The sequence below is a fragment of the Fictibacillus enclensis genome (assembly GCF_001457035.1).
GTDB classification, from domain to species: domain Bacteria; phylum Bacillota; class Bacilli; order Bacillales; family Fictibacillaceae; genus Fictibacillus_C; species Fictibacillus_C enclensis.
In genome coordinates this window covers 1061950-1077184 of the sequence record NZ_KQ758617.1, presented here as the reverse complement: position 1 = coordinate 1077184, position 15235 = coordinate 1061950, and the positions used below count along the sequence as shown (strand labels likewise).

12 protein-coding genes are annotated in these 15235 nt (G+C 47.6%); 1 reads left to right on the top strand and 11 read right to left on the bottom strand.

What is annotated here, in order from left to right; translation table 11 throughout:
• Positions 1-3: 3 nt before the first annotated feature.
• Complete coding sequence (gene remA / locus AS030_RS05690) at positions 4-267, bottom strand: extracellular matrix/biofilm regulator RemA (protein ID WP_061971570.1); 264 nt, start codon at positions 265-267, stop codon at positions 4-6.
• A 223-nt stretch (positions 268-490) separates the two neighbouring features.
• Positions 491-3157 (bottom strand): calcium-translocating P-type ATPase, SERCA-type, encoded by a 2667-nt coding sequence (locus tag AS030_RS05685; RefSeq protein WP_061969322.1) that lies wholly within the window; start codon positions 3155-3157, stop codon positions 491-493.
• Between the two features lie 95 nt (positions 3158-3252).
• Between AS030_RS05685 and AS030_RS05680 the strand changes: the two genes are divergently transcribed.
• Entirely contained in the window at positions 3253-4956 is a 1704-nt protein-coding gene (locus AS030_RS05680) for an Rqc2 family fibronectin-binding protein (RefSeq protein ID WP_061969320.1), read from the top strand.
• Between the two features lie 20 nt (positions 4957-4976).
• On the opposite strand, the gene AS030_RS05675 is transcribed toward AS030_RS05680, so the two are convergent.
• Genes AS030_RS05675 through AS030_RS05635 form a run of 9 tightly spaced genes read right to left on the bottom strand, consistent with a single transcriptional unit; the run spans position 4977 to position 15196 of the window.
• Positions 4977-5624, bottom strand: coding sequence for a class I SAM-dependent methyltransferase (locus tag AS030_RS05675; protein WP_240482283.1), 648 nt, complete (start codon positions 5622-5624; stop codon positions 4977-4979).
• A gap of 35 nt (positions 5625-5659) precedes the next feature.
• Positions 5660-6289 carry an orotate phosphoribosyltransferase gene (gene pyrE, locus AS030_RS05670; RefSeq protein WP_061969316.1) on the bottom strand — a complete coding sequence of 210 codons (630 nt, stop codon included), beginning with the start codon at positions 6287-6289 and terminating at the stop codon, positions 5660-5662.
• Positions 6270-7043 (bottom strand): orotidine-5'-phosphate decarboxylase, encoded by a 774-nt coding sequence (pyrF, locus tag AS030_RS05665; protein ID WP_061969314.1) that lies wholly within the window; start codon positions 7041-7043, stop codon positions 6270-6272. Before pyrF ends, pyrE begins: the two co-directional genes overlap by 20 nt.
• Positions 7016-7954, bottom strand: a complete 939-nt coding sequence (locus AS030_RS05660; protein WP_061969312.1) for a dihydroorotate dehydrogenase — start codon at positions 7952-7954, stop codon at positions 7016-7018. The genes pyrF and AS030_RS05660 overlap by 28 nt, the downstream gene beginning before the upstream one ends.
• Positions 7951-8724 (bottom strand): dihydroorotate dehydrogenase electron transfer subunit, encoded by a 774-nt coding sequence (locus AS030_RS05655; RefSeq protein ID WP_061969310.1) that lies wholly within the window; start codon positions 8722-8724, stop codon positions 7951-7953. Before AS030_RS05655 ends, AS030_RS05660 begins: the two co-directional genes overlap by 4 nt.
• Positions 8721-11924 carry a carbamoyl-phosphate synthase large subunit gene (gene carB / locus AS030_RS05650; RefSeq protein WP_061969308.1) on the bottom strand — a complete coding sequence of 1068 codons (3204 nt, stop codon included), beginning with the start codon at positions 11922-11924 and terminating at the stop codon, positions 8721-8723. Before carB ends, AS030_RS05655 begins: the two co-directional genes overlap by 4 nt.
• On the bottom strand, positions 11909-13012 hold the full coding sequence (locus AS030_RS05645) for a carbamoyl phosphate synthase small subunit (RefSeq protein WP_061969306.1): 1104 nt from the start codon (positions 13010-13012) through the stop codon (positions 11909-11911). Before AS030_RS05645 ends, carB begins: the two co-directional genes overlap by 16 nt.
• On the bottom strand, positions 13009-14295 hold the full coding sequence (locus AS030_RS05640) for a dihydroorotase (RefSeq protein ID WP_061969304.1): 1287 nt from the start codon (positions 14293-14295) through the stop codon (positions 13009-13011). The genes AS030_RS05645 and AS030_RS05640 overlap by 4 nt, the downstream gene beginning before the upstream one ends.
• Positions 14270-15196: an aspartate carbamoyltransferase catalytic subunit gene (locus AS030_RS05635; protein WP_061969302.1), complete on the bottom strand. Its 927-nt coding sequence runs from the start codon at positions 15194-15196 to the stop codon at positions 14270-14272. Before AS030_RS05635 ends, AS030_RS05640 begins: the two co-directional genes overlap by 26 nt.
• Positions 15197-15235 lie beyond the last annotated feature (39 nt).

Here is a 15235-nt window from a genome sequence, read left to right as displayed (position 1 = left end):
CACCTAATTTTCTTCCGTTCCCTCTTCAATTGAGAGCAGCCGCTGTGCCACTGTTTCAGGCTGGACAGCAGAAAGGACAACGTGATCACTGTCGGTAATGATAACTGCTCTCGTCCGCCTGCCGTAAGTGGCGTCAATAAGCATGTTTCCGTCCCTCGCCATCGTAATAAGGCGCTTGATCGGTGCTGATTCCGGACTGACAACGGATATGATTCGGTGTGCTGCAACAATGTTTCCATAACCAATATTTATTAACTTCATGTATATAACCGCTCCTAACGTTGGTAGTTCTATTCTAGCCAGAACGAGCAAGATCATAATCATTTATGTACAAATTAATTACATGTATGGATATGTCCGTACCCAGCACATTTATATCATTTTAGCATATTCCTTCGTTATTCTAAACAATTTTAGCTTTGTACACAAGCCAGAACCAAAAAAAGTGATAAAAACAGGTTTACTGTTCTTATCACTTTCAGCTCTTTGCCTACAGTTTTTTGAAAGCTTGAAACCCTGTAAGGGCAAAAGTGGGTATGGCCGCCATTCCCATGACAAGAAGCCAATCACGGAACGACAATGGTACCGTGTGAAAAATCCCCTGCAGCGGCCCGATATACATGACGACAAGAAGAAGGGCGACAGAGGACAGCACAGCCAGCACAAGGGCCATGTTGCCAAACGGATTCCGGTGAAGCACCGACCGCTCGCTTCGGCAGTCAAACACATGAATGAGCTGGGCCATAACGAGCGTACAAAAAGCCACGGTCTGGGCTTTCATAAGCTGATCCGGATGCTCGTTCAACGCCGTCCAAAATGCCAGTATGGTGACTGCGCCAATCATGAACCCACGGGAAATAATCTTCCAGCCCAAGCCCCTTGAAAAAACCCCTTCGTTTGGTTTTCTTGGCGCCCGCTTCATGACATTATCCTCCGCCGGATCAATGCCGAGTGCCATCGCAGGCAAGCCGTCTGTCACGAGATTGACCCAAAGAATCTGAATGGGAACGAGCGGCATTGGCATGGAAAGTATCATGGCAAACAGCATCACAAGAATTTCTCCGACATTGGAAGCCAGGAGGTAGCGGATGAACTTCCTGATATTTTCATAGATGTTTCTGCCTTCTTCGATCGCTGCACGGATCGTTGCAAAATTGTCATCGCTCAATACAAGAGAGGATGCTTCTTTGGCGACGTCCGTTCCGGTGATTCCCATCGCGATGCCGATATTGGCAGATTTAATCGCAGGTGCATCATTGACTCCATCGCCGGTCATTGCCACAATGTGCCCTCTTTTTTGGAGTGCTTTCACGATTTTGAGCTTGTGTTCCGGAGAAACGCGGGCGTAAACATAAATGTTTTCTGCTTCCCGGACGAGATCATCCTCAGTCATGAGCGACAGTGCCGCACCGTCAACGACTTTTCCTCCGGAGGGAAGAATGTTAAGCTGTCTTGCAATGGCACTCGCCGTCACCGCGTGATCTCCTGTAATCATGACCGTCTTGATACCCGCCTCATGGCACCGTTCAATGCTCTCTTTCACTTCCTCTCTCGGCGGGTCAATCATTCCTTGCAGCCCGACAAATGTCAGATGATTTTCATAGGATGAACCGGACACGGGGCCGTCCTTGCCCAGGATCGGTTTATAAGCAACCGCGATGGTCCGGAGCGCCTGGCTGCCAAGGCCCATGATCGCTTCTTTAACCTGTTCGGTATGATTTTGTTTCAGTAGCTGGCGCCGGCCATCCCAAAGCACATAGTCACTTTTCTCGAGCAATACATCAGGTGCTCCTTTAGCGATTAAAAACGTTTCCCCGTTAGTATTCCTCACAATTACACTCATCATTTTTCTTGTGGAATCAAAGGGAACTTCGTCTATTATTTCAAGTGCATCGAGCATCGTTTCTTTGGCCAATCCGGCCTTGGCCGCACTGATCAGTAAAGCAGCTTCTGTTGGGTCACCCATGATTCTCCCGCTGTCCTGTAGCTCCGCGTTGTTGCAGATGACCCCGTATGAAAGCAGCTGAAGCAGCCCATCATGCTGATCCACTTTTGTTTTTTGTCCGTTTCTTAAAAAATCTCCTTCTGTATCATAGCCGCTTCCTGTTACGTTCCATGTTATACCCTCACTCCACAAATGAGTAACTGTCATCTTGTTTTGTGTAAGTGTACCGGTCTTATCCGAGCAGATTACCGTTGCGCAGCCCAATGTTTCCACGGATGGAAGCTTGCGGACAATGGCTCTCCGCTTGATCATTTTCTGTACGCCAAGGGCAAGCGCAATCGTGACGATGGCTGGCAAGCCTTCGGGAATAGCGGCAACGGCCAGTGATACTCCTGCAAGCACCATGCTGTATAAATCATGTCCTCTGTAAACACCGGTCAAGACAACCAGAACTGTCAGAAGCAGGGCAAGTCCGATCAAAACTTTTCCAAGCTGCTCGAGCTTCAATTGCAAAGGGGTGGCAAGCGCATCTGCATTTTGAATCAAATGGGCAATTTTCCCCATTTCCGTGTTCATGCCTGTTGCAATCACAATGCCTGTCCCGCTGCCGCGTGTAGCCATGGTGCCCATAAAAGCCATATTGCTTTGGTCGCCAAGCGCGAGACCGGTGCCCTGGATGGCTTCCGGTTTTTTTTGAACTGGAATAGACTCACCTGTCAGCGCCGATTCCTCAATATATAATCCTTTGGCTGAAATCATCCGGATGTCCGCACCCACCCTGTCTCCCGCTGACAATCTCACGAGATCTCCAGGCACCAGTTCTTTCGCCGAAATTGGGCTCCAACTGCCGTTCCTCATAACCATGGCGGAAGGTGCCGATAATTCCCGAAGAGCACTGAGCGACTTTTCCGCCTTCCGTTCCTGAATGAATCCCAAAATCCCGTTCATGATAACAATGAGGATAATCGCGATGGCATCCAAATACTCCCCAAGCAATCCTGAAAGGAGCGTGGCTGCCAGCAGCACAAGAACCATAAAATCTTTAAACTGAGCAAAGAAAACGAGAAGTGCGGACGGCTTTTTCCCTTCCTGCAACTGGTTATAGCCTGCCGTCTTGAGCTTCCTCTGACTATCCTTTTCGCTCAGCCCGGTTTCCAGATTGCTCCCGGTCAACCGTTCAACCTCTTCCTTCGAAAGTTCATACCAATTCATTTCTCCACCTCTGCCTTGTAACGTATATAGCCATTTATATGCAGGCATGTCCGCAATAATGCTATACTATTATGGAGAGAAACAGAGGTGAGATTATGAGTTTTGACGGAATTGCAACACGCGCAGTTTCCCACGAAATCAAGAATAAACTTCAATCCGGTAAAATCACAAAAATCTATCAGCCTGATAAAACCGATTTGCTGTTTACCGTAAGAGCCGGCGGAAGAAATCATAAGCTGCTGGTCTCCGCCAATCCCTCCTTCAGCAGGGTTCAATTGACGGAACAATCCTATGACAATCCCGCCATCCCTCCTATGTTCTGCATGCTGCTTAGAAAGCATATGGAAGGATCAGTAATCGAATCGATCGAACAGGTGGATCTGGAACGGATTATTCATATTAAAGTAAAAAACAGGGACGAAATTGGTGATATCGCCTATAAAACGCTCATTATCGAAATCATGGGCAGGCACAGCAACATCATTCTTGTAGATGACAAAACAGGATCGATTTCGGACTGCATCAAGCATATACCGCCTTCTCTGAACCGGTACCGCACTCTGCTGCCCGGGCAGAAATATATTGCCCCGCCCCCACAGGAAAAACATTCTCCTCTCACGGAAACATCCGAGGGTTTCACCCGGAAAATCCAGTGGAACGAAGGCAAAATTGACCGGCAGATCGTCCAGCTGTACAGCGGACTGTCCCCCCTTCTTGGCAAGGAAATCATTCACCGTGCGGGATTATCAACAAAAGAAGCTCTTTCCGATGCCTTTATCAAGATGATGGAGGAAGTGAATCACCACAACTACTACCCGCAAATGGTTGTATCACTGGGAAAAGAGTATTTTTCCGTGGTGGCCCTTACCCATCTGGATGGCGAGAAAAAGGAGTTTTCATCCACAGGAGAGCTGCTCGACCGTTTTTATTATGGCAAAGCAGAGCGGGACAGAGTGAAACAACAGGCTGCCGATCTTGAAAAGCTTCTGCACAACGAATATAACAAGCTCGGCAAAAAGGTGAAGAAGCTCAACGCATCGCTTGCGGATACCGAGAAAGCGGACAGGTTCAAGGTTCTGGGTGAACTGTTGACCGCCCATCTTTATATGGTAAAAAAAGGCCAAAAGGAGATTGAAGTCGCAAACTATTACGAAGAAGATCAGCCGATGATTACCATTCCGCTGGATCCGCAAAAAGGCCCGTCGGAAAATGCTCAACAGTATTTTAAAAAATATAACAAACTCAAAAGCTCTGTAGCTTATATTGAGGAGCAGTTGGAGAAGACGTATGATGAGCTGGCCTATTTTGAAAGTCTGATCCAGCAAATGGAATCAGCCTCCGTAAGGGACGTGGCCGGCATTCGTGAGGAACTTGAGGAACAGGGATATGTTAGAAGAAGAAAAGTTCAAAAATCCAAAAAAAACGACAAGCCAGTCCTTGAAACTTATCAATCCTCGGATGGAACAACCATTCTTGTTGGCAAGAATAATAAGCAAAATGATTATTTGACATTTAAAGCCTCCCGCCAGAATGAAACATGGCTCCACACGAAGGATATTCCAGGATCCCATGTGGTCATAAAGGCTGAGGATGTAAGTGAGACGACTCTTCTTGAAGCTGCCGGACTCGCTGCTTATTTCAGCAAAGCCAAACATTCCGGTTCTGTCCCAGTTGATTACACGCTCATACGGCATGTGAAAAAGCCGTCAGGTGCCAAGCCGGGCTTTGTCATTTATGATCAGCAGCAAACGTTATATGTGACACCGGATCAGGATCAACTCATGAAATTAAAAAAATAGCCGGGAGCATAAGCTCCCGGCTATTTTTTTGCGATGGTGACGATAGCCAGACCGGCCAGCACTTCATGATGCTCCACATCAGAAAGGCCATTCTTCTCCAGGAGAGCAGTGAGCTCACGGGAGGAGTAACGGTGCCTTCTTGTTGATACATTGGCCCATTTCAGCATGGCCGTTTGTTCAAACCCGCAGATCTGGTGGTCTTTGCAATACTGGAACGCTTCTTTTTGGTTCATCTTTTCTGACGGATTCAGCATCCCGATCGTCCCACCGGACTTCAGAACACGAATCATTTCTTTGATTCCCAGTTCAGGTTCAGGAAGCAAAAACATGACACACGTCGATAGCGTTAAATCGAAGGATGCATCATCAAAGGGCAGATCACAGGCATCCCCCACCACAAATTCGCTCTTTTCGCTTCGATTGTGAAAAAAGAAATTCTGAATACTGGCTTTTACCATTTCGGAGGAAAGGTCGATTCCCGTCAGCTTTGCGGCTTCATCTGCTCCCCGGAGCAGCAGTCTTCCCGTCCCGCAGCCCACATCTAGCACGTTTTTGCTCTCCCAGGAACCTGTTTTTTCTTTAAGTGTATCGTGAACCCCTGAAAGCCACTCCGTTCTGGCCATACTGTCAAAAAAAGAGACCAGTTCATCAAATTCTTCCCCATTCATTTTTCTCAATCAGAAGCGCTCCTTCCATTTTACCGTTACGCCTTCTGCAGCCAGTTTTCCGGATCTTCTTTCCACTGCAGCAAGTGCGATAGGTTATCCTTTGTAATATAGCCTTCTTGTGAGGCCGTTTCTATTAATGTACTAAAATCGGTTAGAGTTTGCACCCTTATTTCATGCTCTTTCAGATTGGCGGCGCCTTTTGAAAGTTCATAGGAGAACACGGCGACCACTCCGAGGACGTTGCAGCCTGCTTCTCTTAACGCGTTTACCGCCGTAATGACGCTTCCACCCGTTGAAATCAAATCTTCCACAACTACCACATTCATTCCCGGCTCCGCTTTTCCTTCAATTTGTTTGCCTTTACCATGGGATTTTGCACTGCTTCTTACATAGCTCATCGGAAGATTCAGCCTGTCTGCAAGCAATGCCGCATGCGGAATGCCAGCGGTTGCCGTTCCAGAAATCATTTCCGCCTGTGGAAAGTGTTCAAGTACGAGGTTTTCCAGTCCTTCTGCAATATGATTGCGGACTTCCGGGTGAGACAAGGTTAAACGGTTATCGCAATAAATGGGAGACCGAAGTCCTGACGACCAGGTATACGGCTCTTCGACAGAAAGTGTGACCGCTTTGATGGAAAGCAAGTCTTTAGCAATTTGTTGTTTCATGAAAAATCCCCCATTCTTTTTGTATCGTCATGTAAGTTTCTAATGGATCGACTGATCCGGTAATGCTTCTGCCGACCACAATAAAATCTGATCCCAGCTTTTTTGCTCCAGCAGGATCAGCTGTTCTGATCTGATCATTCTTATTGTCGCCTGAGAGACGGATTCCCGGTGTTACCGCTAAAAAGTCTTCACCACAGACAGCCTTCATGTGAGGCACTTCCAGCGGCGAACAAACGACTCCGTCAAGCCCGCTTTCTTTAGCCAGATTAGCATAATGGCTTACCGTGGATTCCATCGATTCCTTGATCAAAAGCTCACTTTGCAGCATTTCCTGTGAGGTGCTGGTCAACTGAGTGACCGCGATGCACAATGGCCGCCTAGCCCCAGGGCTTCCCGAATTAAGCCCCTCAATGGCCCGTTTCATCATTTCGGTGCCTCCTGCCGCATGCACATTGACCATATCCACACCAAGCACTGCAATGCGGTTCATCGCTTTTTGAACAGTCGTCGGGATGTCATGAAGCTTTAGATCAAGGAAAATACGGAAACCTTTTTCTTTTAAAAAGGAGATGAGCTGGGGGCCTTCCTGGTAGTACAATTCCATTCCAACTTTAACCCATATTTGTTGTTGTTCTTCCGGATCGACCTTTTGTTTTACAAAAGGATCAACCTTTTGTTTTACAAAAGGATCAATAAATGCTTCGACTTCCTTTTTTCCGGGAAAATCTAGCGCGATAATGACGGGGTTCCGCATTCCTTCCAGCTCCCTCCAATAAGTTCAGTGATATGGTTAACGTTCATTTTTTCCAATAGCTCAGGCAACTGGGAAATGATTTCCGGACAAATATAAGGGTCAACAAAGTTTGCAGTACCGATGGCCACTGCAGAAGCGCCGGCAAGCATAAATTCAATCACATCTTCAGCCGAGCTTACTCCCCCCATGCCAATGATGGGAATGGACACCGCCTGGCTGACTTCATGGATCATGCGGATGGCTACCGGTTTGATGGCAGGGCCGGACAGGCCGCCGGTTTTATTGGCAATCACCGGTTTGCGTGTTTTTAAGTCAATTCGCATGCCGAGCAATGTATTAATCATGGAAAGGCCATCTGCACCAGCCTCTTCTACGGCAAGCGCCATCTCCGTAATATTTGAAACGTTTGGTGACAGCTTTACATAAACCGGCTTGGCTGAAACAGCTTTTACTTTCTTTGTAAGCGCAGCTGCCGTCGCCGCGTCTGTTCCAAACTGAATTCCGCCTTCTTTTACGTTCGGACAAGAGATGTTCAGCTCCAGAACTGAAACCTGGGGATGCAGAGAAATCTTGCGGGCGACTTCACAATAATCTTCTTCGGTTGATCCTGCGATATTGGCGACAATGGGCAGGTCATACGATTGAAGATGCGGAAGTTCGTTTTCCATGATCTGGTCCACACCAGGATTTTGCAGACCGATGGCGTTGAGCATTCCGCTGTGTGTTTCTGCCACCCTTGGTGTGGGATTGCCAAACCTGGGTTCCCGTGTTGCCGCTTTGATAGCCGCTGCCCCGAGCACTGACAGATCATAAAACTCCGCATATTCTTTTCCAAAACCGAAACAGCCGGATGCGGGCATGATTGGATTTTTCATCTCTAATCCCGGCAAGCTTACAGACAGTTTTTTCATAGTGCCACCCTCCCGATCGGAAATACCGGTCCATTGCTGCAGATTTTCACATAGTCCGAAGGTGCTCCGCCATTTACATGGCAGACGCAGGCAAAACATGCCCCAATGCCACAGCCCATTCGTTCTTCTAGAGAAAAGAATCCGTTCGCATCCGGAATCTGCGCTTCCAGGGCTTTCAGCATAACCGTCGGCCCACACGAGTACAGCAGGTCATAATTTATATCCTCATTTTTCAGTACATCAGTGACAAACCCTTTGGTTCCAAGCGATCCATCGACTGTGGAAATAAAAACTTCCCCCTGCTCAGCGAACTTTTCATTGTAGAACGCGTCTTGCTCCGACTGAAATCCTAATACCGATACAATATTCATACCGCGTCTCTTAAGCTGTTTTGCCAGATAGTACAACGGAGGAACGCCGATTCCTCCGCCAACAAGCAGTGCCGTTTGTCCAGAAGACAATGTATCCAGAGGAAAACCGTTTCCAAGCGGTCCGAGAAGATCGACCGTTTCTCCCTCTCTTTTTTGGCTGAGCAGCGCTGTACCAGCCCCTTCTTTGCGATACAGCATCGTTAATGTCTTGCTTTCCACATCAACGTCACAGATGGAAATCGGCCTTCGCAGGAGCGGCTGAAAACTGTCACTGACCCGTAGGTGGACAAACTGACCGGGAGAGGTCATTTCGGCAATGACTTCCCCCTGCACTTTCAGTTCAAAAATTTGATGTGCGATTTCCTTTTGAGAAATCACCTGTACGAATTCTTTTTTCATACAAGAACACGATCCTTTTCAAAAGCCGGCATTTGTCTCGCTGTAAAGGTAAGAGACTCCAGCACCCCAAGCAGTGCTTCAGCTGTGTCAAGACTTGTCAGGCAAACAACTCCGTTTTCAGAGGATTCCCTTCGGATGCGGAAACCGTCGCGCGCCGGTACTTTTCCTTTTGTTAATGTGTTTACCACAAATTGTGCTTCTCCCTGGCGGATGACATCCAGGAGGTTTCGTTCCTTGCTGCCAATCTTATGAACGACTGTGACCGGGATCTGTTGTTCTTTCAGGTAGTTGGCAGTACCTTCTGTGGCCATAATCGTATAGCCAATCTCATAGAAACGCTTCATGAGACGCAGCGCCTCCGGCTTGTCCTTGTCAGCAACTGTGAACAACACCGTTCCATAGGTTGGTATTTTCATTCCCGAAGCTACAAGGCCCTTGTAAAGCGCTTTTTGCAGCGTTGTATCTCTTCCCATTACCTCTCCGGTTGATTTCATTTCCGGGCTCAGGTAGGTATCCACTCTGCGCAGCTTCGCAAAGGAGAAAACCGGCACCTTAACGAATACTTCCTCTTGTTCTGGTGCATATCCAGTAGAATAGCCCATTTCACTCAGTGGAGTTCCCAGGATCACTTTAGTCGCAAGATTAGCCATCGGAATTCCTGTGATTTTGCTTAAGAATGGCACAGTTCGGCTCGAACGCGGGTTTACTTCTAATACGTACACTTCATCTTTGTGCAGAACAAACTGAATGTTCAACAATCCGACAATGCCCAGTCCGCGTGCCATTGAAATGGTACGGTCAATGATCTTTTCTTTTTGCCCGGGTGTAAGACGCTGTGGCGGATAGACGGCAATCGAGTCGCCGGAGTGGACGCCAGCTCGCTCAATGTGCTCCATGATGCCAGGAATAAACACATCTTTACCATCAGAAATCGCGTCAACTTCCACTTCTTTTCCTTCTAGATACCGGTCGATCAGTACCGGATGCTCCGGATTCACCCTGACCGCATTTTCCATGTACTGAAGAAGTTCCTTTTCTTTATAAACGATTTCCATGGCTCTTCCACCCAGTACATACGAAGGACGCACCAGAACCGGATAGCCGATCCTTTCTGCAATCAGCTTGGCCTCTTTCACCGAGAAGGCCGTAGCTCCGTCTGGCTGAGGAATATTCAGCGACTGCATCGCCTGTTCAAACCGGTCACGGTCTTCTGCACGGTCCATGCTGTCGAGGGATGTTCCTAAAATGGCCACTCCGCGGTCATGAAGAGCTTCTGCCAGGTTAATCGCCGTTTGCCCGCCAAATTGCACGATGACCCCTTTAGGTTTTTCCTGGTCAATCACATGCATGACATCTTCAACCGTCAGCGGTTCAAAATACAGTTTGTCTGATGTGCTAAAATCCGTAGAAACGGTTTCCGGGTTATTGTTGATAATAATCGCTTCATAGCCTGCTTCTTTAATCGCCCATACCGTATGCACCGTTGCATAGTCAAACTCAATTCCCTGTCCGATGCGGATCGGGCCGGAACCGAGTACCAGCACACTTTCTCTTTCCGTCTGAAGGGATTCATTTTCCTCGGCATAGGTGCCGTAGTAGTATGGTGTTTCCGATTCAAACTCGGCAGCGCACGTGTCCACCATTTTATAAACCGGCCGGATTCCTTCATTTGTACGAAGGGTATACATTTCTTTCTCGGACATGTTCCACGCCTTGGCAAGCCAAATATCGCTGAACCCTTTTTCTTTTGCAGTTTTGAGAAGCTTCATGTCTCCTACATTGTTGCGCAGATTTTGTTCGAGATCGATGATGCCCTTGATCTTTTCAAGGAAGAATACATCAATTTTGGTTAGTTCCCAGATTTCCTGTACGGTCATTCCAATTCTGAACGCCTGTGCCACATGAAAGATTCTTTCATCATCGGCATCCGTGAGAGCTGGAATCAGCTCTTCTCGTGATTGCTTTGGCCGGTCAAGTTCAAGATGATAGCATTTGGTTTCAAGTGACCGGACCGCCTTTAAAAGGGATTCTTCCAGATTTCGTCCAATCGCCATTACTTCGCCTGTGGCTTTCATTTGCGTGCCAAGTTTGCGGTTGGCTCCTTCGAATTTGTCAAATGGCCAGCGCGGAATTTTGGTTACGATATAATCAAGCGCCGGTTCAAAGCTAGCATAAGTGGAACCTGTTACCGGATTTTTAATTTCATCCAGGGTATAGCCCACCGCAATTTTTGCGGCAATCTTGGCGATTGGATACCCGGTTGCTTTGGAAGCAAGCGCAGATGACCGGCTCACCCTTGGATTTACTTCAATGATGTAATAATTGCTGCTGTCCGGATCTAGCGCCAATTGAACGTTACAGCCACCTTCAATCTTCAGGGCGCGGATAATTTTAAGGGAAGCGTTTCTCAGAAGCTGATAATCTCTGTCGCTCAGTGTCTGGCTTGGTGCCACGACAATCGAATCACCGGTATGGATGCCAACTGGATCGATGTTTTCCATGTTACAAACCACGATGGAAGTGTCATTGCTGTCACGCATCACTTCATATTCAATTTCTTTAAAACCGGCAATGCTCTTTTCCAGCAGCACTTGGTGCACCGGGCTTGCATGCAAACCGCTTGTAACGATTTCGTTCAGCTCTTCTTCATTGCTGGCAATTCCTCCGCCCGTTCCACCAAGAGTGAACGCCGGGCGAATGATGACTGGATATCCGATTTCTGCGGTAAAGGCTTTTGCTTCATCCAGGTTACGAATGATTTCACTTTCAGGAACCGGCTCATTCAATTCATTCATCAGCCCTCTGAAAAGTTCACGATCCTCTGCCTGCTGTATGCTGGCAAGTGTGGTTCCCAGCAATTCCACGCCGCATTCTTCAAGAATGCCGCTTTCGGATAGTTCCACGGCAAGGTTAAGTCCTGTCTGCCCGCCAAGCGTGGCAAGAACACCGTCCGGGCGCTCCTGGCGGATGATTCGGCTGACAAATGGTACAGTAAGCGGTTCGATAAACACTTTATCAGCCATCGTAGTATCCGTCATGATAGTAGCGGGGTTGGAGTTGACCAGAATCACCTCATAGCCTTCTTCCTTCAGTGCCTGGCATGCCTGAGTACCGGCATAATCAAATTCTGCTGCTTGTCCGATCACGATAGGACCGGATCCGATAACTAGTATTTTTTTAATATCTAAGCGTTTAGGCATAGTTGATTCCCCTTTTCCTTGGCAGTTTCCATCATATTCATGAACTTTTCAAACAGCGGATTTGCATCCATTGGCCCAGGTGATGCTTCCGGATGGTATTGGACAGAGAACGCGGGCTTTGTTTTATGCCCGAGCCCTTCAGCCGTTCCGTCATTTACAGCAACATGTGTCAGTTCAAGCTCTGTATGCGCAAGAGATTCCGTCCGCACGGTATACCCATGGTTCTGTGCCGTCATTGTTATTTTTCCGGTTGCAAGATCCTTTACCGGGTGGTTGGACCCCCTGTGTCCGAACTTGAGTTTTTCCGTATTCGCACCGTGTGCCAGTGCAAACAGCTGGTGCCCCAGGCAGATTCCAAACAGCGGAATATTTTCCTCCAGAATAGTTTTGATCATTGGAAGTGCTTCGGGAACATCCTTTGGGTCCCCGGGTCCATTGCTTAACAAGATGCCATCCGGATTTAAAAGCAGAATTTCCGAAGCTGTGGTATTGTGGGGTACCACAATGACATCGCAGTTCCGGCGGGACAATTCCCGCAAAATGCCGCTTTTTGCGCCATAATCTACAACCACCACTCGTTTTCCTGTATTCGGCAAATGATATGGCGTTTGAGTGGATACTGTTTTCACCTGGTCCGTTCGTAGCGGTGAAGACTTTAGTTCTTCTACTACAGCTGTAATGTCAGCATCTCCTGCGACCAGCTTGCCCTTCAGTGTTCCATGCTTACGGATGAGACGTGTCAGTTTTCTTGTATCAATCCCTTTGAGTCCGGGAATGTTCTTTGCTTTCAGCAGTTCATCCAGCGTTCCGAGCGACTGATAGTGGCTTGGCATTGAGCACGCCTCATGCACAATCAATCCGTGGACAGCGGGAGAAATCGATTCAAAATCCTGGCGGTTTACGCCATAGTTACCGATGAGGGGATAGGTCAGACTTACGATTTGGCCGCAGTAAGACGGGTCGGATAAAATTTCCTGATAGCCTGTCATTCCGGTATTGAATACAACCTCGCCATCTCTTTCTTCTTGACTGCCAAAGCCTGTCCCGGCAAATACAGTACCGTCTTCTAAAACAAGATTCCTTTTCATGCGTGAACACTCTCCTTCTCATACTTGATGCTGCCTTCCACTATTGTAAGAACCGGCCAGCCTTTGCAGTTCCAACCGCCAAACGGGGTATTTTTTCCTTTTGAAAGGAAGTTATCAGGATTGATTTTTTCTTCATGCTCTAGATCAATGACGGTCAGATCGGCAATTCCGCCAATTTCAATTTTTCCAAAGGAAAGTTCAAAGGCTTCAGACGGTTTGCTTGTAAATCCGTCTACCAATTCCTGCAGGGTTAAAATTCCTTTTTGAACAAGGTGGGTGTACAGAAGCGGGAATGCTGTTTCAAGTCCCACGATGCCAAACGGCGCAAATTCCATCCCCTGGTCTTTATCCTCCTTTGTGTGTGGCGCATGATCCGTTGCCAGGAAATCTATGACACCGGTTCGGTAGGCCTCAATCAATGCCTGCCGGTCCTCTTTGCTTCTGAGCGGAGGATTCATTTTGTAATTGGTATCGAGCCCGGGAATGTCTTCATCACAAAGCAACAGATGATGGGGCGTAACTTCTGCTGTCACTTTGATACCCGCCGCTTTTGCATCTTTTATCACACGTACCGATTCCTTGGTGCTGACATGGCAGACATGATATCGTGCGCCTGCCGCTTCTGCCAGAAGCACATCACGCGCAATCTGGACCGCCTCACATATCGACGGGATGCCATTTAAACCGTGCTTTTCTGAAAAGACACCTTCATGCACAGCGCCTTTATGGATGAGTGTATTTTCCTCACAGTGAGCCACAATGACCGCATCATTCTGCTTTGCCAGATGCATGGCCTGCAGCATCATATCTGCTGACTGTACGCCCACTCCATCATCAGTAAACGCAAAAGCTCCTGCATTTTTTAATCCTTCAAAGTCTGTCAGTTCTTTTCCAGCCTGTCTTACAGTAATCGAAGCATACGGAAGCACCCGGACATCTCCAGTTTCCTTGATCCGCTCGTTGACCCATTGAAGCTGTTCAACGTTATCCGGCACCGGCTTCGTATTGGGCATTGCTGCGACTGTTGTAAACCCGCCTCTTGCGGCTGCTTTGGTTCCTGTTTCAATCGTTTCCTTTTGTTCACCACCAGGCTCCCGCAAATGAATATGTAGATCAACAAGTCCAGGAGTAATGAGTTTGCCAGCCACATCGATGACGGTATGGCCTTCTTCCCGCAGGCCGTTCCCCAACTCTGCAATGTTTGTGCCTTCTATCAAAATATCAAGGTGCTTCTGTTCATTTGCACCGGTTAAAACCTTACCACCCTTTAACAAGATACCCATTTGCTGTTTCCTCCTTTAAATTTGCTTCAAGCGCCCATTTCAAAACGGCCATTCTTACGTTTACACCATTGTTCATCTGTTTGAAGATTCTTGATCTCTCGCATTCCACCAGTTCGTCTGCAATCTCTACGCCCCGGTTCACAGGGGCTGGATGCATGATGATTGCCTGATCCTTCATTCTTTTTTCACGAGCTGGAGTTAAACCATAGGCCTCATGATACTGCCCGGATGTCATTCCGCTTTTACATTCGTGTCTTTCATGCTGAATGCGGAGCATCATCAGCACATCTGCCATCTCGCAAGCTTCATCCATTGAGAGGTACTGGTCTTCTGCAAGCGATGTATCGTACCACTCTCTTGGCCCTGAAAAATAGACCTTTGCGCCAAGCCTATGCAGGATTTCTGCGTTGGACCTTGCCACCCGGCTGTGCCGGATGTCGCCAACGATGACTACTTTCAATCCCTGAAGAACGATAAATTCCTGTTGGATGGTTAGCAAATCAAGTAACGACTGTGTCGGATGGTTCCCACATCCGTCTCCTGCATTAATGATCGGAATGTTTACTTTTCCAGCCAGTTCCTCAAAATACCGGTCTTTGCTGTGGCGGATCACGGCAGCCTTTGCTCCTATTTCCTCCATTGTCCTCACCGTGTCATACAAGGTTTCACCTTTTTGAGTGCTGGAAAAGCCGCAGTCGAGGTTTAATACCTCAAATCCCAATTTCTTTTGTGCCACTTCAAAGCTCATTCGCGTTCTTGTGCTCGGTTCAAAAAACAAGTTAGCGGCAAAGGTTTTTTCAGCAGGGTTCCATTTTTCGCCCTTGGAAAAACCTTGGGCATCATGCAATATTTGTTCAATTTCCATTAAAGAAAGGTCATTTATTGTAAGCAAATGTTTCATGAGATCAGCTCCAATCTTCATTTTTTTATAAAAAAACAC

What these genes read in the sequence shown, in the direction of transcription:
- AS030_RS05680 (WP_061969320.1), top strand. Translation starts at nt 3,253, where the DNA reads ATGAGTTTTGACGGAATTGCAACACGCGCAGTTTCCCACGAAATCAAG.
- carB (WP_061969308.1), bottom strand. Translation starts at nt 11,924, where the DNA reads ATGCCTAAACGCTTAGATATTAAAAAAATACTAGTTATCGGATCCGGT.
- AS030_RS05675 (WP_240482283.1), bottom strand. Translation starts at nt 5,624, where the DNA reads ATGAATGGGGAAGAATTTGATGAACTGGTCTCTTTTTTTGACAGTATG.
- pyrF (WP_061969314.1), bottom strand. Translation starts at nt 7,043, where the DNA reads ATGCGGAACCCCGTCATTATCGCGCTAGATTTTCCCGGAAAAAAGGAA.
- AS030_RS05660 (WP_061969312.1), bottom strand. Translation starts at nt 7,954, where the DNA reads ATGAAAAAACTGTCTGTAAGCTTGCCGGGATTAGAGATGAAAAATCCA.
- AS030_RS05640 (WP_061969304.1), bottom strand. Translation starts at nt 14,295, where the DNA reads ATGGGTATCTTGTTAAAGGGTGGTAAGGTTTTAACCGGTGCAAATGAA.
- AS030_RS05635 (WP_061969302.1), bottom strand. Translation starts at nt 15,196, where the DNA reads ATGAAACATTTGCTTACAATAAATGACCTTTCTTTAATGGAAATTGAA.
- AS030_RS05655 (WP_061969310.1), bottom strand. Translation starts at nt 8,724, where the DNA reads ATGAAAAAAGAATTCGTACAGGTGATTTCTCAAAAGGAAATCGCACAT.
- AS030_RS05645 (WP_061969306.1), bottom strand. Translation starts at nt 13,012, where the DNA reads ATGAAAAGGAATCTTGTTTTAGAAGACGGTACTGTATTTGCCGGGACA.
- pyrE (WP_061969316.1), bottom strand. Translation starts at nt 6,289, where the DNA reads ATGAAACAACAAATTGCTAAAGACTTGCTTTCCATCAAAGCGGTCACA.
- AS030_RS05685 (WP_061969322.1), bottom strand. Translation starts at nt 3,157, where the DNA reads ATGAATTGGTATGAACTTTCGAAGGAAGAGGTTGAACGGTTGACCGGG.